Origin of the sequence: Acetobacter sp. AC2005 (assembly GCF_037901235.1) — a bacterium.
GTDB lineage: Bacteria > Pseudomonadota > Alphaproteobacteria > Acetobacterales > Acetobacteraceae > Acetobacter > Acetobacter oryzoeni.
Window position 1 is genome coordinate 1,631,060 of the sequence record NZ_CP149625.1, and the last position, 25,097, is coordinate 1,656,156.

General features: G+C 48.4%; 21 protein-coding genes and 1 tRNA gene. 11 read left to right on the plus strand and 11 right to left on the minus strand.

The annotated features are described in order from the left end of the window. Window positions 1-103: 103 nt before the first annotated feature. Window positions 104-1,447 carry a transglycosylase SLT domain-containing protein gene (locus QQM41_RS07925; RefSeq protein WP_339078087.1) on the plus strand — a complete coding sequence of 448 codons (1,344 nt, stop codon included), beginning with the start codon at window positions 104-106 and terminating at the stop codon, window positions 1,445-1,447. 79 nt (window positions 1,448-1,526) lie between these two features. Continuing rightward, window positions 1,527-2,927, plus strand: a complete 1,401-nt coding sequence (locus tag QQM41_RS07930; RefSeq protein ID WP_339076776.1) for a sugar porter family MFS transporter — start codon at window positions 1,527-1,529, stop codon at window positions 2,925-2,927. Between the two features lie 113 nt (window positions 2,928-3,040). Here the strand turns inward: QQM41_RS07930 and QQM41_RS07935 are convergent. Next, window positions 3,041-3,117: transfer RNA gene (locus tag QQM41_RS07935), tRNA-Arg, on the minus strand. Between the two features lie 73 nt (window positions 3,118-3,190). Further along, the gene (locus tag QQM41_RS07940) at window positions 3,191-3,643 is read right to left on the minus strand and encodes a hypothetical protein (RefSeq protein ID WP_050818539.1); all 453 of its coding nucleotides are present in this window, start codon (window positions 3,641-3,643) and stop codon (window positions 3,191-3,193) included. Window positions 3,644-3,862: 219 nt separating this feature from the next. Between QQM41_RS07940 and guaA the strand changes: the two genes are divergently transcribed. Beyond that, the gene (guaA, locus tag QQM41_RS07945; RefSeq protein WP_339076777.1) at window positions 3,863-5,464 is read left to right on the plus strand and encodes a glutamine-hydrolyzing GMP synthase; all 1,602 of its coding nucleotides are present in this window, start codon (window positions 3,863-3,865) and stop codon (window positions 5,462-5,464) included. A 71-nt stretch (window positions 5,465-5,535) separates the two neighbouring features. Here guaA and QQM41_RS07950 read toward each other — a convergent pair whose 3' ends face one another. The 4 genes from QQM41_RS07950 to mtnA all read right to left on the minus strand — a co-directional run bounded on the left by QQM41_RS07950 (window position 5,536) and on the right by mtnA (window position 9,522). Then, window positions 5,536-6,576: a cysteine synthase A gene (locus QQM41_RS07950; RefSeq protein ID WP_003623602.1), complete on the minus strand. Its 1,041-nt coding sequence runs from the start codon at window positions 6,574-6,576 to the stop codon at window positions 5,536-5,538. Between the two features lie 112 nt (window positions 6,577-6,688). Then, a complete protein-coding gene (locus QQM41_RS07955) occupies window positions 6,689-7,612 on the minus strand; it encodes a DUF2272 domain-containing protein (RefSeq protein WP_339076778.1) in 924 nt (307 codons plus the stop codon). A gap of 142 nt (window positions 7,613-7,754) precedes the next feature. Continuing rightward, window positions 7,755-8,273, minus strand: a complete 519-nt coding sequence (gene ybaK, locus QQM41_RS07960; protein ID WP_050818536.1) for a Cys-tRNA(Pro) deacylase — start codon at window positions 8,271-8,273, stop codon at window positions 7,755-7,757. Window positions 8,274-8,391: 118 nt separating this feature from the next. Then, window positions 8,392-9,522: an S-methyl-5-thioribose-1-phosphate isomerase gene (mtnA, locus tag QQM41_RS07965; protein ID WP_339076779.1), complete on the minus strand. Its 1,131-nt coding sequence runs from the start codon at window positions 9,520-9,522 to the stop codon at window positions 8,392-8,394. A gap of 284 nt (window positions 9,523-9,806) precedes the next feature. Between mtnA and QQM41_RS07970 the strand changes: the two genes are divergently transcribed. Continuing rightward, window positions 9,807-10,526 (plus strand): histone, encoded by a 720-nt coding sequence (locus QQM41_RS07970; RefSeq protein ID WP_339076780.1) that lies wholly within the window; start codon window positions 9,807-9,809, stop codon window positions 10,524-10,526. 330 nt (window positions 10,527-10,856) lie between these two features. After that, window positions 10,857-11,611, plus strand: a protein-coding gene (locus QQM41_RS07975; RefSeq protein ID WP_087651418.1) for an IS5 family transposase whose coding sequence is annotated in 2 segments (ribosomal slippage) — window positions 10,857-11,196 and window positions 11,196-11,611 — 756 coding nt in all. Because the reading frame shifts where the segments join, the coding sequence is not laid out codon by codon here. Between the two features lie 42 nt (window positions 11,612-11,653). Here the strand turns inward: QQM41_RS07975 and QQM41_RS07980 are convergent. After that, the gene (locus tag QQM41_RS07980) at window positions 11,654-12,196 is read right to left on the minus strand and encodes a hypothetical protein (RefSeq protein ID WP_339076781.1); all 543 of its coding nucleotides are present in this window, start codon (window positions 12,194-12,196) and stop codon (window positions 11,654-11,656) included. Then, a complete protein-coding gene (locus tag QQM41_RS07985; protein WP_050818533.1) occupies window positions 12,196-12,768 on the minus strand; it encodes a transcriptional repressor in 573 nt (190 codons plus the stop codon). The genes QQM41_RS07980 and QQM41_RS07985 overlap by 1 nt, the downstream gene beginning before the upstream one ends. 124 nt (window positions 12,769-12,892) lie before the next feature. On the opposite strand from QQM41_RS07985, the gene QQM41_RS07990 reads away from it, so the two are divergent. The 3 genes from QQM41_RS07990 to QQM41_RS08000 are packed head-to-tail and all read left to right on the plus strand — an operon-like array spanning window position 12,893 to window position 15,401. Further along, on the plus strand, window positions 12,893-13,801 hold the full coding sequence (locus QQM41_RS07990; RefSeq protein WP_339076782.1) for a metal ABC transporter solute-binding protein, Zn/Mn family: 909 nt from the start codon (window positions 12,893-12,895) through the stop codon (window positions 13,799-13,801). Further along, a complete protein-coding gene (locus QQM41_RS07995) occupies window positions 13,801-14,607 on the plus strand; it encodes a metal ABC transporter ATP-binding protein (RefSeq protein WP_339076783.1) in 807 nt (268 codons plus the stop codon). Before QQM41_RS07990 ends, QQM41_RS07995 begins: the two co-directional genes overlap by 1 nt. Continuing rightward, the gene (locus QQM41_RS08000; protein WP_014457408.1) at window positions 14,607-15,401 is read left to right on the plus strand and encodes a metal ABC transporter permease; all 795 of its coding nucleotides are present in this window, start codon (window positions 14,607-14,609) and stop codon (window positions 15,399-15,401) included. Before QQM41_RS07995 ends, QQM41_RS08000 begins: the two co-directional genes overlap by 1 nt. Window positions 15,402-15,602: 201 nt before the next feature. Here the strand turns inward: QQM41_RS08000 and QQM41_RS08005 are convergent, their stop codons facing one another. Continuing rightward, entirely contained in the window at window positions 15,603-16,106 is a 504-nt protein-coding gene (locus QQM41_RS08005) for a flavin reductase (RefSeq protein ID WP_050818530.1), read from the minus strand. 65 nt (window positions 16,107-16,171) lie between these two features. On the opposite strand from QQM41_RS08005, the gene QQM41_RS08010 reads away from it, so the two are divergent. Continuing rightward, window positions 16,172-17,191, plus strand: a complete 1,020-nt coding sequence (locus tag QQM41_RS08010; protein ID WP_339076784.1) for an enoyl-CoA hydratase/isomerase family protein — start codon at window positions 16,172-16,174, stop codon at window positions 17,189-17,191. 57 nt (window positions 17,192-17,248) lie between these two features. Here the strand turns inward: QQM41_RS08010 and QQM41_RS08015 are convergent, their stop codons facing one another. Beyond that, window positions 17,249-17,872, minus strand: coding sequence for an acetate uptake transporter (locus tag QQM41_RS08015; protein WP_050818528.1), 624 nt, complete (start codon window positions 17,870-17,872; stop codon window positions 17,249-17,251). Window positions 17,873-19,400: 1,528 nt separating this feature from the next. Between QQM41_RS08015 and QQM41_RS08020 the strand changes: the two genes are divergently transcribed. Both QQM41_RS08020 and QQM41_RS08025 read left to right on the plus strand, forming a co-directional pair. Continuing rightward, complete coding sequence (locus QQM41_RS08020) at window positions 19,401-21,623, plus strand: glycosyltransferase (protein ID WP_339076785.1); 2,223 nt, start codon at window positions 19,401-19,403, stop codon at window positions 21,621-21,623. Window positions 21,624-21,644: 21 nt separating this feature from the next. Beyond that, window positions 21,645-23,363 carry a glycosyltransferase family 4 protein gene (locus QQM41_RS08025; protein ID WP_339076786.1) on the plus strand — a complete coding sequence of 573 codons (1,719 nt, stop codon included), beginning with the start codon at window positions 21,645-21,647 and terminating at the stop codon, window positions 23,361-23,363. Between the two features lie 110 nt (window positions 23,364-23,473). Here the strand turns inward: QQM41_RS08025 and QQM41_RS08030 are convergent, their stop codons facing one another. Then, complete coding sequence (locus QQM41_RS08030) at window positions 23,474-24,844, minus strand: glycosyl hydrolase family 28-related protein (RefSeq protein WP_339076787.1); 1,371 nt, start codon at window positions 24,842-24,844, stop codon at window positions 23,474-23,476. Between the last annotated feature and the right edge of the window lie 253 nt (window positions 24,845-25,097).

Here is a 25,097-nt window from a genome sequence, read left to right on the forward strand (position 1 = left end):
ATGCAAGAAAAAATGTCGTTATAACAATATGTTGTGATGATGGAACTTTTAGAAAGGCAGCTAAACAGCCACCTTTCATGAAAATGACATATTGGTAATGGATGTGGAGAAGCCCCGTAATCCGTGCTTTTTGTCGCAAGTTTATGGGACAAGCCTTATTGGCAAAAGTTCATGCGGAAGGGGACGGCAGGTGTCTTTTCGGATTCAGCAACGGCAAACGGTATGTGCCGCGTTACTGCTGGGGGTGGCGGGGTGCGCTACGCCTGCTGTCAGACCCGGTGGATATGCATCCTCTCAGGCGTATTATCAGGCTGCATATGAAAGATCAGAAGCCAACCCGGCGGCCTATAGGCCTGTAGGCCCGGCAGAGGATCCGTGGGGACCATATATCAGGGAAGCAGCGCAGCGTTTTTCCATACCGGAAAGCTGGATACGTGCCGTGATGCAGCAGGAATCGGGCGGGCATCAGTATCTGGATGGTCAGCTTACAACGTCATCCGCCGGTGCAATGGGGCTGATGCAGCTTATGCCCGCTACTTATGCGGATATGCAAAGCCAGTTCAATCTGGGGGGAGATCCGTATAACCCACATGATAATATCATGGCGGGGGCAGGGTATATCCGCCAGATGTATGATCATTATGGTGCGCCCGGATTTTTGGCAGCTTATAATGCAGGCCCACAACGCGTAGATGACTATTTAACATCTGGGCGGCCTTTGCCGGATGAAACGGTGAATTACGTTGCATCCATTACGCCCCATTTGGGTACAGCAACCGCACCAGCTGGCAGTTTTGCCCCAGCACCTTCCCCTGTAATGGTAGCCAGTGCTGGTTCATCCACAGCGGCTGCTCCTGTGGCAGAATACGCACGGACAGATCTTTCGCGTACGGCCGATGGCTGTTTGCGTGACCCTGATGCAGCATATGACCCCTCAACCCCTTGCTTGATGGATAGAGATACGCCTCATCCAGACCCGCAGCCGGTTGAAGAAGCTGCTCCTGTAGAAGTTGCACAGGCGCAACCTACTGGTGTTTCAGATCAGGCGGTAACAGCTACGCCGCTTGCTGTGGTGCCTGCTGGGGCTGGTAGTGCCCCGGTGCAAGTTGCAGCGTATAATGTTCCTTCAGAACAAAGAGGATATGCGCGTTCCAGCCCGGCGCATGTTCTCACGCTGCCTTCATCATCTTTGTCAGCAAGATCATCTGGAGCGGTGCAGGTAGGTGCCTTTGCATCTTATGCCGAGGCACAGCACACGCTGGAATCTGTAAACCGTCTGCTAACAGCGCATGCCTTATCTGTGCGTCCTACTGTTACACAGGCTTCTGTAGCAGGGCGGTCTTATTATCGGGCGCAGTTTATTACGGCTCAGAATACCGGTCCGGCTGATGTTTGTCAGGTGCTACGAGCACGTGCGCTCCCCTGTATTCAGGTGCGTGGAGGATAAGAGGAGAAAGTCTTTTCCCTTTTGAGCCAATTACCTGTAAAGCCTCTGCGTCTTCCAGAAAAACAAAGTGGAACAATAAATGGAAAACGCAGCAATGCCTGAAAAGGAAGCAGATAGTACTGTTCCCATAAAGGTTGTGGTTGTTGGTGTTCTGGCTGCAACGGCTGGCCTGATGTCCGGGTTGGATATTGGCGTTATTTCCGGGGCGCTAGATTTTCTGGCGCGGGATTTCAACGCATCTACTCTGGCGCAGGAATGGATTGTCAGCGCCATGATGGCGGGCGCTGCCGTAGGGGCTGTAGGTGCAGGGTGGATTACCCGGCATACCGGGCGCAAATGGTCTTTAGTTTTTGGGGGCGGCGTTTTTATTGCCGGCTCCTTACTGTGTGCTCTGGCATGGTCTGTGCCCGTGCTTATAGCTGGGCGCGTGCTGATGGGGTTGGCCATTGGCGTGGCAGCTTTTGCCGCTCCCCTTTATCTTTCCGAGGTATCAGACCAATCCAGCCGTGGCGCCATGATTTCCACCTATCAGCTTATGATTACGATAGGTATTTTTCTGGCGTTTTTAAGCGATACATTTTTCAGCTACCACGGGCAGTGGCGGTGGATGTTTGGCATTATTGCCATTCCCGGCATTGTTTACGTTATTGGGGTTTTGTTTCTACCCTATAGCCCGCGCTGGCTTATGATGCGTGGCCGGAGGGCAGAAGCGCTGGAAGTGCTGACAAGCCTGCGCGCAACCCCGCAGGAAGCACGGGCCGAAATAAAGGCCATTCATAACCAGTTGCAGGCACGCCAGAATGGCTGGAGCTTATTGCGTGCAAACGGTAATTTTCGCCGTTCGGTTGGCTTGGGAATGTTGTTGCAAGTTATGCAGCAATTCGCGGGCATTAATGTGGTGATGTATTATGCCCCACGTATTTTTCAGCTTGCAGGGTTTGTAGGGACTGCACAGATGTGGTGCACCGCCATGATCGGGCTGGTAAATGTGATGGCAACATTTCTGGCCATCAGCCTGGTTGATAAGTGGGGGCGCAGGCCAGTGCTGTATTGTGGCTTTGCCATTATGGTGCTGAGCATGGCGAGCCTCTCCTTACTGCTCCATGGCAGCATGGTGGATCAGGCATCCCGCATGGCATGTGTGTTTATGGTCATGGTTTTTATTGTGGCTCATGCCATGTCTGCCGGGCCGATTGTGTGGGTGCTGTGTTCGGAAATTCAGCCAATGCAGGGTAGGGATCTGGGCATTATGCTTTCCACCCTTACAAACTGGATTGCCAACATGATTGTTGGTGCTTCTTTTTTAAGCGTGCTTGCATGGTTGGGTGGTTCTGCCACTTTTGGAATGATTGCCGCATTGAATGCCTGCTTTTTAGGGCTGACATATTTGTTTGTGCCAGAAACCAAGGGTATCAGCTTGGAGCAGATTGAGCGGAATCTGATGTCTGGCAAAAAATTACGGGATATCGGAATTTCTTAAGCAAACCATAAGAATGGGCGCAGACAAAATGCGTCCATTCTGAATGTGCAAAAAATACAAAATCACATGCAAAATCTTGCAAGGAAAGTATTTTAAATTTTCTTGAGAAAACTTGGCGCACCCGAAAGGACTCGAACCTCTAACCCCCAGATTCGTAGTCTGGTGCTCTATCCAGTTGAGCTACGGGTGCGCCGTGAGCGGGTATTTAGCCGAGCACGGTGGGGTCGGCAACCCCTAAAATGCAAAAAAGTGAAATTTTTTTGTCAGTCATTGCCTAGAAAGTTTTTCCAACCGCGGTTTTCTGGGCGATGGAGCGTAACATGGGCCCGACATTCGGGGGTTCCGTATACGCCTTCAAACGTATCACCAGCCGGATGTGCTTCAAACACCATGGGAAGCGGCTGGTTTTTGGCGTCTTTTAAAACAAGTTGGGCATGATAATGCTGCTTACTCTTATCAGGTGTACCGCGTAGGATCAGCGTGCCCATTTCAGGCACAAAGATCATGCGTTTGGGTTCGATCTGCATGAGTGATGTGCCGTTAACGGGGCAATTTTCGCCTTTGTCTTGCACAAGGGTGCCAATCCATTCCCCGTATGGGTCATCTGCGGCAGAGGCCGGTTGCGTGGCGGCTTGGGCGGATGTGCAAAAAAAGCCAAGGCTGCCTAACGCCAGTGCGCCATATTTCAGCCAACAGGAAAAACGTGTGTGCTTCATGCAAAAACTCCTGATTTCGTTGGCAATCTGTACCTTGTGTATGGCACAGGCAAGGCGGGTATCAGGCGGAATAGGTGTGCACCTTTCTGGTTTTTAGGGTGACGCCATGACTGCATGGCTTTATATCCGCCTGTAAGAGAGCCCGTGCAGCCCCATATGTGGCCGCACATCCTTAGGAAAAGCCAGTTCTGGCACTGAAATCAGAAAGACCTGCAGTTCATGTCTGTTGATGCCACCCCGCCTGTTTCGCCTTCCAAGCTGGATGAATCCTTGCACCATGACCGTATTCTGATTCTGGATTTCGGAAGTCAGGTTACGCAGCTTATTGCCCGCCGTGTGCGCGAAAGTGGTGTGTATTGTGAAATCTGGCCGTTTACGGCAGATGCTGAACGGATTCGTCAGTTTTCACCCCGTGGTATTATTCTTTCTGGTGGCCCTGCCAGCGTAAATAACCCGGATGCCCCGCGCGTGCCGGATGTGGTGTTTGAAATGGCCGTGCCTGTGCTGGGCATCTGCTATGGTCAGCAGGCCATGTGCAAACAGCTGGGTGGGCAGGTTGAAAGCGGAGACCACCGTGAATTCGGCCGCGCCTTTGTTGATATTGTAGAAGATTGCGCGCTGTTCCGTGGTGCATGGGCACGTGGTGGCCGTGAACAGGTGTGGATGAGCCACGGTGACCGCGTGGTGGAACTTCCTCCCGGTTTCCGTACCGTTGCAGTGAGTGAAGGCGCACCGTTTGCTGTTATCGCAGATGAAGGCCGCCGCCTTTATGGTGTGCAGTTCCACCCGGAAGTGGTGCATACGCCACATGGTGCAGCACTGCTCAAAAACTTTACCCATAATGTTGCAGGCTGCTCCGGCACATGGACGATGGCTGGTTTCCGTGAAATGGAAATTGCCCGGATTCGTGAGCAGGTCGGTGATGGCAAGGTTATCTGCGGTCTTTCCGGTGGTGTGGATTCTTCCGTAGCTGCGGTGCTGATTCATGAAGCCATTGGCGATCAGCTTACTTGTATTTTTGTTGATCACGGTATGCTGCGTGCCGGCGAAGCTGATGATGTGATCAAGACATTCCGCGGCCAGTTTAACATCCAGCTTGTGCATCGCGATGCTTCAGACATTTTCCTGAAGGAATTGGAAGGCGTTACAGACCCGGAAATCAAGCGGAAAACTATTGGCCGCTTGTTTGTGGAAGTGTTTGAAGAAGAAGCCACAAAGCTGGGCGGGGCGCAGTTCCTTGCGCAGGGCACGCTTTATCCAGATGTGATTGAGAGTGTCAGCTTTACGGGTGGTCCTTCCGTTACCATCAAGTCTCACCACAATGTGGGTGGCTTGCCAGAGCGGATGAACATGAAGCTGGTTGAACCGCTGCGCGAACTCTTCAAGGATGAAGTGCGCGATCTGGGGCGTGAGCTAGGGATTCCCGAAATTATTGTCGGGCGTCATCCGTTCCCGGGTCCGGGGCTGGCTATTCGTATTCCGGGCAATATCACGCGGGAAAAACTGGATCTGCTCCGCAAGGTCGATTCCGTGTTTCTGGAAGAAATCCGGGCTGCCGGACTGTATGATGCTATTTGGCAGGCCTTTGCAGTGCTGCTGCCAGTACGCACCGTTGGTGTGATGGGCGATGGCCGCACGTATGATCAGGCCTGCACCCTGCGTGCAGTCACCAGCACAGATGGCATGACAGCCGATGTTTATCCGTTTGACATGGGCTTCCTCACCCGTGTTGCTGGGCGCATTGTGAACGAAGTGCGTGGGATCAACCGCGTAACGTATGACATTACGTCTAAGCCCCCGGGCACGATTGAGTGGGAATAAGTTTCCCGTCATAAAAAAGCCGGGTGGCTGCAAAGCCCCCGGCCTTTTTTATTGGTTTGTGACCAAAGATCTTATTTGTTCAGCCAAGGTGCGATTGGCAGATTTTTTGCCCGCAGGAACTCGGGGTTGAACAGTTTGGATTCATAACGTGCGCCGCCATCGCAAAGAATGGTGACAATCCGATGCCCCGGGCCGAGTTTGCGTGCAGTACGGATTGCAGAGGCCACGTTAATGCCAGAAGACCCGCCAACGGAAAGACCTTCTTCACCTAGCAGGCTATAAATAATTTCCAGCGCTTCTGGGTCAGGAATCCGCTCGGCATCATCAATAGGTGCGCCTTCCAGATTGCCTGTTACGCGGGACTGGCCAATGCCTTCTGTAATGGAAGATCCAGAAACAGACAGATCATTGCTTTTTACCCAGCCATACAGCCCAGAGCCTTCCGGGTCTGCCAGCACAATACGGGGGGCGGTTACGCCATCGCGCTTGGCAGCGTCATGCAGCCCCAAGGCCACGCCAGCTAACGTGCCGCCCGTGCCGCAGGCGCAGGTAAAGGCATCTACCTTACCACCCATCTGCTGCCAGATTTCTGGTGCCGTGGTGGCGCGGTGGCCTTCACGGTTGGCAACGTTATCGAACTGATTAGCCCATACCCATCCGTTTTCTTCGGAGAGGCGGCGTGAAACGTGCACGTAATTGCCCGGATCACGGTAGGGTTTGGCTGGCACAAGGCGGAGATCTGCCCCGATCATGCGCAGAAAGCCGATTTTTTCCTGGCTCTGGGTTTCGGGCATGACAATAACGCATTTATATCCACGCGCATTGGCAACCAGTGTGAGCCCAATACCGGTGTTACCGGCGGTGCCTTCAACAATTGTGCCGCCGGGTTTAAGCACACCACGGCGTTCTGCATCTTCAATAATGGCCAGCGCCGCACGATCCTTGACAGAACCGCCCGGATTCATGAATTCGGCCTTGCCGTAAATATCACACCCTGTGGCTTCAGACGCTTTGCGCAGGCGTACCAGAGGGGTTCCGCCCACCGCGCCCGGCATGTCGGCAGAAAGCGTGGTCCAGCCGGGGTGAGGGGTGGAAACGGCGTTTTCAGTCATTTGGTTACACCTTATGCTGTCACGTTATAATGCGTTGGTCACACTATCATGCTCCATCTGAAAATTCTGCCCCAAGGGCGAACAGATGAAAGATAGCGGCTTATGCCGCTTTTTACTGACCAGCTGTTGGTTCCTGTTCTGCGTCGTAAAGCACTTCGAGAATAGCTGCCCACGGATAGCGTGAGTCGTAGCTCTGGCCATCGGGGGAGGCGAGGCGCCCTTGGGTATCTGTTGGTACATGGGTCAGGGCAACGGCATCATCAATATTGCCACCGATAATGCTGATTTGTCGGCCAAAAGGCTGTCCATTCTGACCAACAGCAACAACAAAGCCGCAATGCGCAGGAAACCCATAAGAGGTGGGCAGGCTGGAGAATCGGATTGTATCTTTGCTGCGGCCACGTGCCACACAGATGAGATCACCCGGTTTGGGGGTGTAATTTGCCGGATCCTGCGCCCGCAGAATGGGCGACTGCCCAGAAGCTGCAGCGTTGATATAAGTGGAATGGTTGGGAGAATAGGGAAAGCGGCTGTTAGCCCCTGCTACGCGCATAACGTAGGAAATAAAGGCGGCGGACCATGCATAAGATCCATCATGCACAAAGTCGGTCAACCTTCCGTTGGCATCGTGTTTGCCGGTCCATGATGTTTCTGTCATGTCCGGGTCCATACCAATCCACCAGTATTCCCCTACGCGTTCCCACAGACCGGGGGCGCGTTCAGGCTTTACAGAGGCCACTTGCGGTTCTGGGCGCTGTTCCGGGTCATCATCATTTACCGGGCTGCCAAACAGGCGCCATTCACGCATGGCAATGCCCACAACATCCTGCCGGTTAAAAGGTTCAAAATTGCGGGTGGCAAAATCTGGCACATGGCCACCATAGCCGTAGCCACCACTGGCTGTGTTCCACGTATTTGTGCTGGAAGCACTAGGGGTGGGGCGTGCACCTGGCTGCGGTTGCTGTGTGGCGCATGCTGCCAGACACAAAGGGGCCAGCAGGGCAACGGTAAGCTTGCGTGACAATCTCGTCTCCATACCAGAACAACTCTCCGGTAGATCCGGAGCGCGAGACAACCATTGGTCGGAAGTCTGAATGCTATAGCAATAAGCGCCTGTTGTTCTGGGTGGAAGAGGGTTTGTGTTTTTGTGCCGCGCCTGTTTCTTTTCTGTATCTGTGTTATCCGGCGTCAGGAACAGTAACATCAGCCGTGCGGGCATTCACGCAGCGGATAGCATCTGCCGGTTTAAGCGCGACCACCAAGCCTCTGCCGCCGCCGTTAATGTAAAGTGTATCCAGTTTGAGAACGCTTTCGTCTAACACCACCGGTACTTGCGTGCGAGCGCCAAAGGGGCTGATACCCCCTACCTTAAAACCGGTCAGGGCTTCGGCTTTTTCAGCTCCCAGCATACGTGCATTGCGACCACCAAACAGGGCAGCCACCTTTTTCAGGTCCATTTTTTTATGAACAGGAATGGCTACACAAACAATCTGCTTTTTATCGATTTCAACCATCAGGGTTTTGAAAACCTTGTTTTGGTCGATACCAATGCCAGCAGCAGCATGCAGGCCGATTTTTCCAGGGTCAGACACATAGTCATAATCCTGAAGGGTGAAGGCAATGCCGTGAGCAGTCAGAAACTGCGTTGTGGGTGTTTCAATGGTTTCTGACATGGTAACCCTTTCTGGAAAATCCATGAAGCATTGTGCCTTTTGCAAGGCCTGCACATGGTTTCGCTTATTCAATAGTTACTCTTAGCGTCAAGTCATGGAGGCTGCATACCGCCATGCAACATGGCGGTATGCAGGATGACTTTTACTTATGGTCAGGGAAAAGGGTGAGGAGACCGTTTTCTGTGGCCGGGCAGCAGCCTTTTTCTGTAATGAGCCCGGTTACAAGTCTGGAAGGTGTGACATCAAAAGCAGGGTTGGCTGCTGGGCTATGATCTGGGGTGATCTGTACAGAGCCTATTTTTCCGTCTGACATGCGCCCCTGTACGTGAGTCACTTCAGATGCTGCACGTTCTTCAATAGGAATATCACGGATGCCATCGGCAATACGCCAATCTATGGTTGTAGAAGGTAATGCAACCCAGAATGGTATTTTGTTGTCCTGTGCAGCCAGAGCTTTCAGATAAGTGCCTATTTTGTTTGCAACGTCCCCGTTGCGGGTTACACGGTCTGTTCCAACAATAACAATATCAACCTGACCATGCTGCATTATATGGCCACCGGCATTGTCTGTAATAACAGTATGCGGAACGCCGTGGCTTCCAAGTTCCCATGCGGTAAGGGCAGCTCCCTGATTACGGGGGCGTGTTTCATCTACCCATACATGCACGTTCAGGCCCAGATCATGCGCCATGTAAATGGGGGCCAAGGCGGTGCCCCAATCTACTGTGGCAATCCATCCGGCATTGCAGTGGGTGAGAATGTTCAGGCGCTGCCCTTTTTCTTTTTTGGCGGCAATATCCTGCAAAAGTTTAAGGCCATGCCTGCCAATAGCTTCATTTTGGGCCGCGTCTTCATCACAGATGTGCTGGGCTTCAGTATAAGCAGCGGATACTCGGTTTTCTGGCGGAATGGGCCGGAGAGCATTTAGCATTCTTTCAAGAGCCCAGCGCAGATTTATGGCAGTAGGGCGCGTTGCTGCAAGCATAGCTGCGTTTTGTTCAAGGCTGGTATCACTGCTGTCTGTGCGTAATGCCAGTGCCAGACCATAAGCGGCAACAGCACCAATAAGTGGAGCGCCACGTACCTGCATACTGGTAATGGCGTGGGCTACATCCTGAACGGTGGTAAGTCGCAGGATATCTAGTGAAAAGGGAAGGCGTGTTTGATCGAAAATATGAATAGACCATAGGTCTTTTTCATCAACCCATACACTGCGGAAAGATGTGCCGTTGATTTTCATGAAGTATGTTCCGTGAGAAGGAGAGGTCTGCATTTAAGATATAAGGATGATTGCCTGTTTTGAGCAATATGCCACAAGCACATGAATTTTTGAGAACGTATTTAGAGCATTTTTAAGGTAAATAGATCAGAAGAATGAAATATATCTTTAAATGTGAAAGTATTTTTTTGCATTTTCTATAGCATTTGTTATGTAGAATGAAAATCTAAGGCTATACCAGTTCTTATAGGTATGTGCTTCAGTTAAAGAAGTTTTGAAGTTTAAAAATGTTGTTTGTATGTCTCCTTATTTTTAAAGGGAGATGAAAAGGAGTTGGAATGAGTGAGACAAGAGCCCGCCGAAAACCTGCTGCGGGTAAGACGGTTTCCAAGCGCAAGGTTGCTACTGCAGCACCTAAAAAGCGCGCACCTCGTGCAAAAGTTGTCGAAGTAGAAGAGCTTTTTGATTTCGAAGCAGAGCCAGAAGCTCCTAAGCCGCGTCGTGCTTATGTGCGTAAGGCTGCTCCCCGCAAAACAGCAGAAGAAAAACCGGTCGCACCCAAAACAACAGCGCGTAAGAAAGCTGTAGCTGCCAAAGCTGAAAGTAAGGTTGCTCCCAAGACAACGCGGCGCACTAAAGCCAAAGCGGAAGATGTGGTTGAAAAGCCAGTGCGTGCCACCAAAACAACGCGGGCTGCCAAAGCCCCGGTTGCCACTGCAGCGCGTAAAACTGCAAAGCCAGCCAAGGTGGAAGCAGCAAAGCCTGTACGCGCCACGCGCACTGCCAAGGCACCTGCTGCCAGTAAGGCCGCAAAACCAGCAGCCTCAACACGTAGCGCTGCAGCTGCTACAACCCGTAAGCGGGCTGTGCGTGAAGTAGAACCCGTAGCTAAAAAGAAACTTTCAGCTGTAGAAAAGCTGCGTATTGTCCAGGAAGAACGTCGTCGTAAGCGCTACGAACGTTTGGCAGCAGCTGCAGAGGCTGAAAAAGTAGCAGTAAAGGCACCTGCTGCACGTAAGGCAAAAGCAAAAACCAGCCGTCGCACGCGTGCGTCCTAAATGTCATAACCTTTTATCTGGTTTAGACATTTAGCTGTAAAATAATGCTGTTTTAAAAAGGGTTCATTTCTGTGGAAACGGAATGAACCCTTTTTAAATGAAATACGTTCCTGAGAGGTAATTTTACATTTTACGGGTAATTTCCTTTTCAGGGGAAAAACGTTCTGAATCTATATTTAAGTATATATAGTTTTCTGGCTACTTTCCGATTGTTGTCTGTTAGATTTCTCTACGGCGTGTCGTCAGTTAAGCCCTGAGAGTGGCACGTGAGGGTTGTACTTTGTGTCTGCGTGTGCTGACTGTTTTCCCATTTTTTGGGGAGACAGACAGATGCGGCGCTATAGTTTACGCGATGACCAGTGGGAGCGGATAAAGGATCTTCTTCCTGGTCGAGAAGGCTATGTCGGCGGCACTGCGGTGAACAACCGTCTGTTCGTGGAGGCGGTGCTGTATCGCTATCGCGCGGGTATTCCATGGCGCGACCTTCCTGCCCGTTTCGGTGACTGGAAAAACGTGCACCGGCGTCTGCGCCGCTGGTGTGAAAGCGGCGTCATCGAACGGATATTTCGTTATCTGGCCGCTGATTACGACAACGAATACATGATGATCGACAGCACAATTGTCCGAGCGCATCAGCATAGTGCCGGAGCTCTCAAAAAAGGGGCACGGATCAGGCCATCGGACGATCACGAGGCGGGCTAACTACAAAGATCCATGCCATCTGCGACGCTCTGGGCAATCCAGTGGAACTCGGCATCACACCGGGACAGGATGCCGATATCACCCAGGCAGAACCACTTCTGGAAAACATCGAACCGGATGCTTTCCTTGCTGACAAGGCGTATGACGCGGACAGGTTGATCGATCGGCTGATACAGCGCGGGATTACCCCGGTCATCCCGCCAAAACGCAACAGAACGACACGACGGAAAACCGATTTTTCTCTCTATCGCGAACGGAACCTTGTTGAGAGGTTCTTCAATAAACTCAAGCAGTTTCGCGCTATCGCAACCCGCTACGATAAACTGAAATCGACCTTCCTCGCAGCCGTGCAGTTCGCCTCAATCATCATCCTGCTTAACTGACGACACGCCGTAAGACTACCGTGCTAAAATAGAGGTCTCTTTTTAAGTTATCGCGCACTTAAAGTTACCGCTAAGTAGGTAGCAGTTGCTTGCAAATTCTGCCGTATGATCGGGATCTGGTTCAAGCGCATCTTCTACCATTACACGGCGTAAGCGTAGGATAACGGCATCTGCAGAATTATTGTCCGGCACGTAATCTGATAGCTTTGCCAGCCACGCACTTATGCCATTCTGTTCTGTCAGCATGAGTGGATGACGCTTATTAAGAGGAAGCCCTTCTTGTAATAACAAAGATGCCATAGAGGCATTTGCGATATGATACAGGAAACCATCAGCTTCCTTGGTATGAGTGGCTGCCAAGGAAGGTATGCGTGTCAGGCGGATTTCACTTGGTAAAAAGCGTGTGCGCAGCGGTGGAAGAAGAGGAAGAGAGAATAAGTCTGTTTGTATTTCTTTTGTGTTGATTGGTCGTTTCTGTTGAGTGCGCTGTTGTCTGGGCCTGCGTGGTGGTTGCTTTTCTTGCGATGCAGGCAGCGATAATTCTGGCAGCATGTCCTGCAAGGAAGAAGGGCGATGGTTACCCATTATGCACCTTGGTGCGGAATCTCTTTTGCGGGATGTATTGCCGACTGTTGAGATGCACAGTTTGCGCATAGTCCTTCTACTTCTACCGAGGTGCTCTGAATAACAAAATTCTTGTTTTTGCAAATGTGTTTCAGGGTTTCCAAAACGGTTGTATCTGCAATTTCCGTGACAGTTTTGCAGTTACGGCAAATGAGAAACTGCGCAGTATGCAGGCAAGCTTCTGAGTGCTCGTGCGTATGGGAACAATGGCGCAGATTGGTGCAGGGGATAAAAGCGGAAAGGCGTTCAATGCGGTGGATCAGGCCGTGTTCAAGCAGAAAATCCAGAGCGCGATATACGGTGGGGGGTGCAGGACGCCGTTCTGCTGTTTTTAGCTCTTCCAGTAAGTCATATGCACCTACCGGGTGTGCATGCATAAGGATAAGCCCAAGCACGTCGCGTCTTTGCGCTGTCATACGGGCGCCTTGCTGGGCGCATAGGGCAGTCGCTTTATCAAGTTGATGCTCAATATGCGCGGGAAAGGTATGAGGTGTTGCTGTGGAAGAAGACGTAGGGTGGGGCATGTTCATCATCCGTTCTCTGTATTTCTTAGCGTAACTGATCTGAGAGGTGAAGACCAAATTTGCGCGTGTGAGGTGGTGACGCGCAGCTGATAAAATGTAATAATATTACATTGCATTCAGGCATGGCAGGATAATGGGTATGGAATTGAGGAAAACAAAAGGCACTTCACGCCGGATGTTGTTTGGTATGGTGGCTGTGCTTGGTTTTGCAACCATGGGCACAGGTTGTGCGGCTGCACGTCCTTTGTCTGTTGTGGCGGCAGAAAACACATGGGGGGATCTGGCTGCGCAAATTGCTGAGCCAGACATGCACGTTACATCCATACTTGTATCACCCGCTGTCGATCCGCATTTATACGCTCCTACACCCGATGATGCGCGTCGTGTTGCAGATGCTACCTTGGTTGTGGCCAATGGCGCGGGATACGATGCATGGATGGATCATTTGGTGCAGGCTTCTGCTTTACCACAGGCGCGGTATGTGCGTGCAGATGCATGGTCCGGTTGGCACGAGGGCGGTAATGCCCATTTATGGTATGATCTCAACGCTGTAGTAGATTTTGCGCAAAGGTTTGAAAAAGCGTGCGAACAGGCAGATCCAGCACATGCAACAGCATATGCTGCGCGCGGGCATAAGTTGCAGGCTGATATTGCCCGAGTGCAGGCGCAGGCCGCTGCATTGCGTCCACACGTGCAAGGTATGGCTGTGGCAGCAACAGAACCGCTGTTTACCCCGTTGGCTAATTATCTCGGTTTGGACATGAAGGAAAATGCTTTCCAGATTGCCATCATGAATGATGTTGAACCACCACCCGTTGCAGTTGCCACGTTTGAACAGGATCTTAAGCAAAAAAAGTTGCGGCTACTTGCCTATAATGTGCAGGTAGAAGAACCAGCCAGCAAACAGCTGATTGATCTGGCACATAACGCAGGTATACCCATTCTGCCATTGGCGGAAATTATGCCGCAGGATACGCATTGGCAGATATGGATCGGCTCAACTCTTACGCAAGTAGCGCACCTGCTGGGTGTAGCGCAGTAATGCCATCTTCTGCTGTGCAAGTGGCTGGCGTAACTCTGTTGCGCCAGAAAAAAGCAGTTCTGGACAATATCAGTTTTACAGTTCCTGCAGGCAGTTTTGTGGCTGTTCTGGGTGGAAACGGGGCTGGAAAAACAACCCTGTTTAGAACGCTTTTGGGGTTGGAAAAGCCCTCGGCTGGCCAGATATGGATAGAAGGCCAGCCAGTGCAGAAGGGCCGTATGCCCATAGGGTATATGCCACAGGTGCGAGCCATGGTGGCCGCACAACTTAGCGGCTGGAGCACAGTTGCCGCAGCGCAGCAGGGATGGAAGTGGGGCCTGCCATTTTACGGCAAACAGGCCAGAGCAGACATTGATGCAGCTTTGGCTGCAGTAGATGCGCTGGCGCTGGCGCAGCGGCCAGTCGGTTCCCTTTCTGGGGGCGAAAGGCAGCGGCTGATGCTGGCGCAGGCATTGTTGGATAACCCGCATATTTTGCTGCTTGATGAGCCTTTAGCCAGCCTGGATCCTGCCCGTATGCGTGAAACAGCAGAGCGCATTCATACACTGGCGCGCGATAGAAATATGACAGTGCTGATGTCTACCCATGATATCAATCCGCTTATGGGGTTGATGGACCATGTTCTTTACATGGCACATGGCAAGGCGGTGCTGGGGCGCGTGGAAGATGTGATGACAACCCAAACGCTTAGCGCACTTTACGGGGCACCGGTTGAGGTGATTAAGGCGGGAAATAGATTATTTGTTGTGGCAGAAGGCGGTGGGGCATCACTCCAGTCCTGTATGTGCGTGGGGCATGGTGCTTGATGCTTGAGTATGAATTTATGCGCACTGCCTTTCTGGCAGCGTTTCTGGCAGCTTTGGTGTGTGGGCCTGTAGGCTGGTTTCTTGTTTTGCGTGGCCAAAGCTTCGCAAGCCATGCGCTTTCACATGTGGGATTTGCAGGGGCCGCAGCAGCTCTTCTGTTGGGGCAGCCCGCTTTGCTTGGGCTTGGGCTTGGCGCTGTTGGGGGCGGTGTTGCCATAGGGCTGGCGGGAGACAGGCTTGTAGGTCGGGATGTAACAATCGGGCTGGTGCTTTCTGTTGCCATGGGTTTTGGGGCATTGTGCCTGCATTTTCTAACCCACTCTGCCAGCTCGGCTACCGCACTGCTTTTTGGCGATATTCTTGGTATTGGGCCTTCCATGCTGGGTTGGCTGGGTGCTCTTTCGGTAACCTGTTTGATGGCTTTGGCGTTTGTTGCAAGGCCACTTCTTTTTGCGTCACTCCAGCCAGAACAAGCAGAGGCACGAGGCGTTAATATGCGCCTGCTTGATATTCTTTTTCTTATGATTGTTGCTGTAGCTACAGCGCAATGCGCCCAGATTACGGGTGTCTTGCTGGTGTTTACGCTTATGATCGCGCCTGCTGCAGCAAGTTTGCGGATGGGCTTTTCGCCCTTGTTGGGAATGGGCGTTGCAACGTTACTTGCGTTGCTGGAGGCTTGGCTGGGTTTGGTGTTAGCTTGGTACACCAATTGCCCTACAGCATTCTGGATTGCTGCATTGGGTGGCAGTGTGTTTATAGCTGCGAGCCTGTTTTGCCGTGTGCGGGGCAGCTAAAAAATTGCAGCTCAGTCTTTTACTGAGGTAAGGACCAATCTAACCAAGACCATAAAGCTACGGCTATTAAAAGCGCAACATGTATGATGATGAGGCCTTTAACCGTAAGAAAAGGGACGTAGTCACTATCCCCTTTTACTGGGTAATCATCATGAAAATTCTGCGACATCATTCAATACCTTGGTTGTATGCCTAAAGCCCTTAGGGCTTTAGGGCCGGCACATGAGGTAGAGCGTGGTACATTCTGTTAAAATACACAAGCCCATGAGCCGTTGCATGGGTGCGTAACGCCTGCACAATACCAAACATCACGCTGTGTGTGCCAACTTCTACAATCTGGCTGATCTTGCAGTCAAACGAGGCTACAGCCTCTTCCAACACAGGTGCACCAGTTGCCAAGGTTGTCCAATGCCCAGTGGCAAACCGTTCCTGCATGGAATTGGGGCTGGCAAAATGGTTGGAAAGATGCTGCTGGGTAGATGCCAGCACGTTTACACATAATGCGCTACCTTCATGAAAAGCCTGTCGGGCACGGCTTCCACGGTTCAGGCAGACCAGCAGCGTAGGTGGGGTATCTGTTACGGAACACACGGCTGATGCGGTAAAACCAACGGGGTTTTCCAACGTTCCTGTTGTAACAATGTTCACAGCTGCGCCAAGTCGGGCCATGGCATCGCGGTAGGCGCTGGTCTCCGGAGCCAACATCTGCTCTCCTTAAATCAATCAAAAACGGTCTGTGCGTGTTTGTGCATGAAATAAAGAGGAAAGCAATGATAGAGCAAACTCTTTCCGACGTATCTGGCGTAAGAATGCAGCAGGAAGGGCATTTGGGGCGTATTATTCTAGACCGCCCCAAACGTTTGAATGCTGTGGATATCAGCATGGCCAGTGGCATAAGAGATGCTTTGCAGGCATGGCGGAATGATCCGTCCATCCACACTATTCTGCTGGAAAGCAGCAGTGCGCGCGCTTTTTGCGCCGGAGGAGATTTACGCGCCATTCATGATTGCTTGAAGGCACACGGAGCATTGGCTGCATATGAGCTGATGAAGCGTGTCTATAACGTCATGCTGTTGCTGGCAGATTATCAAAAACCCATCGTTTCCTTTCTGGATGGCGTGGCCATGGGAGGGGGTATCGGCTTGGGTGGACATGTGCAGTATCGGGTGGTTACGGAAAGATCCGTGCTGGCTATGCCTGAAACGGCTATAGGTCTGGCTCCAGATGCTGGCGGTAGCTGGTTGTTGGCGCGTGCACCTGGTTTTTCTGGGTTACGGCGAGCTGTAACCGGTGGCCGCATGAATGGCGCAGAGGCCGTAGCTATGGGGTTTGCAGATGTTCTCGTGTCATCGGACTCGCTTACAGATTTAAGAGAATCGCTGGGTATTGAGAGTGCGGAGCACGTATTTGCTCGCCTGCATTCTCGGCCAGAAAGTCTGGACGTGCAAAATCTGGATGCGTGTTACGATGCACCAAATATTTTGCAGGTTATTGAAAAACTGAAAGCGGAAGGGTCAGAAGGGGCGCAGGAAGATCTGGAAGCTCTATCTCGTGCCTGTCCGTTTTCTGTGCAGGTGGCATGGTGTGGATGGCACCGGGCACGTGCAGCTTCCTCGTTACATGCCGCTTTCGCACTTGAGGAAAATATGGTGCGCCATATGGTAGCTCGGCCTGATTTTGTAGAGGGTATTCGGGCACGCTTGATTGATAAAGATAACAAGCCTGTGTGGGTACCTTCAACTTTGGCGGACGTGCATGAGCGCGAAGCGCAGAATTGCTTTGATAACTAACTCAAACATATTGCCCCGGAGCATTTTGTGCTGCGGGGCAACATATTTTGGGGATATTTACGCAGATGCGGTTCGGAAAGATATGGAAGCCGGGGCCGGTTTGCCAATCGGCAGTACTGCATATCCGAATGCTTCTTCCAGTATTTCGGAAGCAGCCAGATAGATGGCGGAAAAACCGCAGAACAGTCCTTCATATCCAGCAAACTGCGTAACAACTGGCATAGCCAGCATATCACCCGTAGCCAGTAAGGCGAATAGAACAGTCAGGCTCAGGAAAATAACCTGATGTGCCCGTGTGGCGCGTAGTGAGGCTATAAACATGATAAAAGTGAACAATCCCCACGCCAGCAGGTAGCTACCTACAAGATTAGGGCTGCTGGCATCCACAATGCCAGTATGTGGCAAGCCAATAAGTGCCACGAATGAAAGCCAGAATGCACCGTAAGCCGTAAAAGCTGTCATGCCAAAAGTATTGCCGTTACCATACTCTAGCATCCCTGCCAGAATTTGGGCCACACCTCCAAATGTAAGCCCCATGGCCAAAATGGCAGACCCCATAGGCACCAGATCTGCATTATGTAAATTGAGAAGAACGGTTGTGAGCCCAAACCCCATTAAACCTAATGGAGCTGGGTTGGCTCTTCGGTATGTCACCGGAGGCGATGTTTCGGAGTATGCCATGCCAGATACTTCTTTTTATGAGTGATGACTTAAACATTAAGCAACTGGCAGGGCAGAAGTTTTCTGAAAATCGAAGAAATATGATAACATTAAATTCATCATTATGTATTTTATTTTAGGAAACTTTCCTCTTTATTTTATGCTGACTTGATTGTGTTGATATAGAATGGAAACAGAGGCTGTAGTGCCGATTTGCTACCATTATAATGCATTGTGGTGACGTAAATATATCTGACTTGATGTATTTGTTGAAAGATGGAGCATCTGTGGATGTGAGGAACGGAACGATCTTTTTTCAGTTCCATACCATCCGAACTGGTGATTACCTGTAATCTAAGGGCATCCCAATTCCTATCTAGAAAAGAGTGCACTCTATATTGTTCAAGCGAAAACGCTGTCTGCGACAATCCCACAATATAACATACCAACGATAGCGCTACGTTTGATTGTTTGCGAGACCAATGCAGGCGTTGTCATAACATTACGTTTTTAGGAACCTGCGCCAGCTTCATATGTTCGGACTTTCAGGTCCAGTCTTTTGATAAGGTACAAAGTGATCAATAAAGACCCGGTTTGTTTCGATACATAAATGCCAAACACCCAGATTTAACAATTCGTGAGCTTGTCGGTAAAACTAACGCCTATTACCCGACACAGCAGAAAATTTGCCTCCTATAGTCTATGAGCAAGGAGTTTTTTGGTCGCTACGAACCGGGATATTCTGCTATTTCAACATGTATTTGTCCTATTTTAAGTGGCTGATTGTCAACCAGAACATTCAGAATGAGCACATATAAAAGCTGCGACACGACGATTCCGTTGTTATTTGTAGCGCCTGTGCCCACAGTTTAAAGCATTCGATGCGATAGTAATTGTTTGTTATTAATCACAGGGACACGTTAAGAATGGCTGGTGTCAATGGTGATTCATGAGACAGAGTGAAATCGATGGCTTTTTCATGCTAGCTCCCAATCACGCAGGCTTTCGCACTCTCAGACGCTCATCGATGTCGTATGCTGCAGATCATGTTACAATATTTCATCATGAGGGATATCTGCTTCAATCAACGATTCCCATATCGTCTATGAGAGTAACTTCGCTATTTCCATTTAAATATTTAATATTATTAAAATAAATGTTTTTAGAAATCAAGTTAAATTTCAATATTTTCATATATTAAGCCGTCATTCTATATTGTTTCTTCATGCGTGCAAGCAGAAGGGATAGAATCATAGAGCATGCATCAAAACTGGAAGGCTTTCGATTGTTCAAATTGGTATAGCCAGTATTGTTTGCAACGTGCGCTACTTCTTTTCATTGTTGTATGCATGTGTTAGATAAATATGGAACGTACGCGGTTAAATCAATAATTTGTTTGAAATCTATTATGGAATCGTTATTTTGCCGTTCAGTTAATTCTTTGCTACCATTTTATCACCCATGGTGCGCAACGAGATCTTGTTCTAACATTAAAGTTAGCGGTTTGTTCAGTAATACCGCTTCATACCACCAGCGCGGACGTTAGTTTATGAATATAGCAATTCTGACTCTTGGCATGAGAGAAAAGAACGACTCTGTATGCAATGATGTAGCCTATCAGTATCGTCTCCTTGTGCAAAATGGCTTTTCAGTTCAAAATACAAGGATCTTTGCCAATGATTATGATCAGGATGCTTTTCCTGATATTCCGGTTGAAGACGTGTCTGCCTTGCATGACTGGGTGCGCGAGGACGAAAACGTAACGGTTTTGTTCCATTATTGTGATAGCCGAACAGATCATGACGAGTTTTTGCGTAACATTTGTCGTAATGTGATTATACGATGGCACAATGCTACACCTCCTTGGTTTACCTTTGGTATTGAAAACCAGAAGACCGTCCACGCCGTAATCGGTTATGAGAACATAATCGATTTTATTGACTGTGAACATATACGTTTCTGGACAAACTCACAGTTTACTCTTGACCAATTGGTTGCATTGGGAGCTTCAGCAGAACGCTGTCGCGTTGTTTACCCCGCTAGCCGCTATTTGGATGCTTTGCCTTCAGAGCCACAGCAGACGACGGTTACACAATTATCTACTCATACCCTTGATTTACTTTTTGTCAGCCGCGTTGTTTCTCATAAGGGGCATGCTAATGCCATAGCCTTGGCCGAACGTGTTCAAAGTATGACACATAATCGTGTGCGCCTTCATATTGTGGGCAAGGGGTTGGACGACCAAGGAATATTTGCGAGTGGTTTACGCAGACAGATTGCCGCATCTAGAGCAGATATCGTTGTGCATGGATTGGTCAGTGATGAGAAATTAATGTCGCTGTATCGTACCTGCGATGTGTTCGTGTGTCTGTCTGAGCATGAAGGCTTTGGTCTTCCAGTATTTGAAGCCATGCGCTGCCGTCTGCCTGTTGTGGCTTGGGCCACAACAGCCTTTCGCGAACTGCTGGACGATCACCCGTTTGCTTTTCCGTATTTTAACCTTGACCTTTTTGCGTCTGCAGTCTTGGCCCTTGAAAATTCAACAGTCAGACAGGAGTTGCTCGAAATTCAGTATTCGGTGTTGCAGAAATATTCTTCACCTATTGTACAAGAGCAAATCTACTCTGCTTTGGCTGCATTTGAAAGTTCATGGAATCAACCCCCGATACAGGATCTACAACGTAATGCTGTGCGCTTCAGACCGGTAATTGGTCGACAGCTAGATGAATATTATCATATTACAAAAAAACTCTACCCAATTGGCTTTGATAAAGACTTTGTATTTGATGCACATACAAATCTTATTTCCTTGCATGATTTGAGATTATTTAGAACCTTCCTCGATCAGCAGAAAGAGCTTATTAGCGCACTTACTGCACCAGTTGGCGAAGCTTCTGTAACATTTATGCCGGATGAGTTTTCGATCCGCAAGGGGGTTACACCTGGTAATTTGGATGATGCAAGTGTATTCCCTCAACCAGTGCAAGTGGAAACACAGCACCTGATTTTTGGTCCCTACACTCGACTTCCAGCTGGAAAATATTCGGTCGTTCCGAACATTGTTCTTCTTAATGCTGAAAATGACCCGATTGAGCTCGAAATTGATATTAATGCCAGTGGAGAACAATTGGCGTCGGAAATATTTTCCATCCCGTCTGGCAGGCATCGCTTCCATAAAAGCGTAAAATTTGACATTACATCCGGGAATAGACCGGTAGAAATACGGCTTCGTGCTCTACGTTCTTTTCAAGGTTGCTTAGTTTTCTCAGGTATGAAAATCACGAAAATACCTGAATATTCCAAGCATGAGGAAAGATTATATGAAATAGAAACTATAAAGAACGAAGAACAAAGGATAAAGAATAAAGAACGTAAAAGTGGTGCTTTGGTATGGTTGAAAAAAGCCGTAAATTTACAAAGAGCGAGGAAGTTTTTCCAAAAAGGTGATGCCGCACGGGATCGGAAAGATTATGCTGAAGCTGCACAGTTCTATACTCAGGGTTTGGCTTTGGCACCACGAAGCTTTGGCCATCTTGTCCAAGCAGGTCATATGTACAAAGAAATAGGTAACATGCCTCAAGCCTTAAAGTATTATTCCATGGCTAATGACATCAATTCTGAAGATGCCGACCTGTGCTTACAGATGGGTATTTTCTTCAAAACAAATAATGACTCCGAAAAAGCGGAAGAATTTTATAAAAAAGCGCTAAGCCTCCATGGGAATACTGTGAAAATAGCTGCAGCTGAACTACTTTCTATGAACAGAAATTGATCCTTTAGGAAGAATAGAATCATGAAAATAGCTTTTCTAGTTCAGGGGCTTTTCTCAAAGAGTGACTCTATAGGCTATGATTGTGTTTATGAATATAAACGCTTTCGGACTATGTTTCCTGACAATGCTGCAAACATCTATCTCTTTGCTGAACGGTCGGATCCTGACAGATACCCAGATATTTCCATTTGCAATATGGAGGCATTTTACAAATGGTGTGAGGAATATCCAGAAGGAATTATAATTTATCATTACTGTGGGGCATGGAAGGAAGTTGATGATTTCCTAGTGCGTCGTCCGACTCGTTCGGTAGTACGTTGGCACAACAATACTTCTCCATGGTTTTATCTGTCGGAAGAAGGTAATCTTTCACATACCGTAGAGGGGCTTGAAAATATTGTTAGAATTGTCGACAAACCTAACTTATTTTTTTGGATGAACTCTTCGTTTACTCGTGAACAGTTTTTGGCTCTTGGAGGCCAAGCAACCCGAGCAGCCGTAGTGTTTCCCGCTAGTCGTTATCTTGAAAAACCTGCCAGCATAAAATTACCCAATCGGCAATTTGCTCCTGATGACATCATCAACATGCTTTTTGTGGGCCGTGTTGTCAGGCACAAGGGGCATCAGTCTATCATGTCTGTTGCTGAGCGCGTGCATAAGGTAACAGGTAAGGGTGTAATTGTTCGTTTTGCCGGACGTGAAGATAAGATACGCTATGAATTGGAGAAATACGCTAAAACTCTTGAGGGGATAGAAGTACATTTTTATGGTGAAGTATCCGAAGAAGAGCTTGAAGAACTATACAGAATTTCAGATGTATTTCTGTGTTTGTCTGAGCATGAAGGTTTTGGTTTGCCGGTCTTTGAGGCTATGCGTTGCGGTTTGCCAGTCATTGCTTGGTCAACTACGGCCCTGCGTGAACTGATGGCCGATCACCCACTGGGATTCCATTTTTACGATTTAAATATGTTTGCTGCTGCCGTGCAGTCACTGAATAACCGCGATGTGTATGATGCAGTTATCGCTGCTCAGGATAAAGTTTTGCAGATATATACGGCCAATGTTGTCGATAACCAATTACAGAAAGCCTTGAATGCTTTCTTGATGCCTGCCAGTCATGATAGCTTTGTTGAAAGTTTTCCGAATACTCTTACCAAATATCCGGTTCTAGCAAATGCTGTAGCCACGAAGATGGAAACTATGACGGCACAACCGAATGAAGCGTCGTCCAAGATTCATGATAGTGGATACAATCTGTTTTCACGTTATGACATCAAAACTTTCAGCATGCTATCAGAGCGTGCAAATCGCCTTAAGTTTGCTGCTTTCGAAAACTATTCTAATAACGGTGAGTATAAGATAGAGCCAGAAGAATTTCATCACCATCGAGGTCAGATGGAAAATGGTGTTCTATATTTTCCATTAGGCAAGTATAACGCAGGGCATATTATTTTTGGCCCTTACATCGCTTTGGCTGCCAATAAATATGTTATAAAATTCGATTTTCGTATTTGTGTCAGCGGTCCAGTGGTTCCTGATCTTAAACTTGATGTACAATCCCGTAAAAACGGCCAACTTGCGTTGGAAGAAGTTAAAATAGAAAACGATCAGAGAATGTCAGTCAAAATGATATTTGATAACCCAGATTCTGATGATATTCTTGAATTTAGGTTCGATTTTACAAATGACTTTGAAGGTGAGTTCACATTTTATGGGGCTACGCTGAAAGCGATTTCTTGAGAGTTGACGTTAGGAAAGGAAAATTATTGATAAGACGGGTCTGCTTGGGGGGGGGAATCAAGTCAGACCCGTGTTGATAAGCATAGTGAACTGTCTATTTAGCCCAAATTTCAGTGTTTGATGTTGCCGGCAACGTATCTACTGCTGCCTGTAACATCACCCTCTATGAATTCATCGCTTATACCAGTTCCTCTATTCCCTATTATTACGTAGCCATTGGATGCACCTGGGGCCAAGCTTATGGCATGCTTAAGTTTGATGGTGCTACCTATCGTGGCAAAATATCCACCTGAACCAATCTGATTATTTGTGATGGTGAAATCGGAAATATTTGAATTTATTACAATTCCAGAAAACTTTTTGGAAGAAGAACAGCCATTTCCAAGTATTTTATTCGCATTAATCTGTATGTTTCTTCCTCCCATAATAACTAAACCATTTTTTGCAGCGGAATCTATAGTGGAACTTCCGATTAAAATACCATCCCCTGACTCGATGACAATATTATCTCCATCAATTGATGTGCTAGCCCAGCTGTTGACAAACTGTATGTCAGCAACTTTTCCTTCTCCGCCAATATGAAGGTTATCATTACGGCTGCTATCAAAGAGACACATGGAGCAAATTAAGGCATTAGCAACCTGATTATGTTTGGGTTCAATGTTTAGACCTTTAGTAAAGAAGTTCGATCCTTTATTGGTGATATCCACATTCGTGAGGTATAGGCCGCCAAAGCTGTAGGCGTGGATGGCATCTCCGGCTGTAAGTTGTCCTGGTTGTATGCCGCCATAGGATAAATAAATATCAGTAGGTGGATTAATTTGTTTCGAATTTTTTCCAAAAACGAATCCATCATGTAAAATACTATCAAACCAGAAGTGGCTGATAAAAACTCCATATGTACCGCGATTAGGATTTTCGATACGAATTCCGTCATAAATATTGTTTTTCATGATAATATGATCAATGTTCAAGTTATTGACGTCTTGAGCTAAAATAGCTTCACCAGTAATCAAGGGGTGGTTGGCACTAAATGCTAAGTTAGAAATCCTGATGTTGGAATTGTGGGTAGATGAAGAGGACCCGATGTTAATGAATGTGCCAGTTGTGAATGTTGCCTGAAGAATAGTGGAATTTGCGTTTGCTCCTATCAGAGCAATCCCACTTCCGGCCACATTTAGAGCTGAGCTTATAAGGTACACTCCATCGGGAAAATAAACACGTCCGCCATAATTGGGGGTAGCAAGGGCATGTCCTATAGCGGCCTGAATAGCGGCAGTGTCATCATGCATTCCATCTCCTTTTGCGCCAAAATCCTTCACACTAATTACATCATTGAATTTTTCACTTATCTCGCGTGGAGTCGTAGCCTCTGCAGCTAATGCTTTCATATTACTAATATCTGTTTGGATGGTCTGTGACCAAGCAGTCGGGGTGGAGAGATACATCAGTAGCGAAGTCATAGCCAATATATGTTTCATGTTCCTCTCTTTCTGTTAATTACGAGAGCTTTTTAATAGTCTCGCAGTTTTGCTAATTCATCTTGCCCATTTTTTATAATGCTAATTTAGAAACTTGAGCATTAGGAGATGGTGGTTAGTTTTAAGCTGATTTCAAAGAGTTTAATTGGGTTTAATAGGCCTTTATAAGTTTGTGAAACTGATGATTATTCGTTGGTCAATAGATGGTTGTCGATATTTTCCTAGATTAGGAAAATCACTTTCTGGAAATATG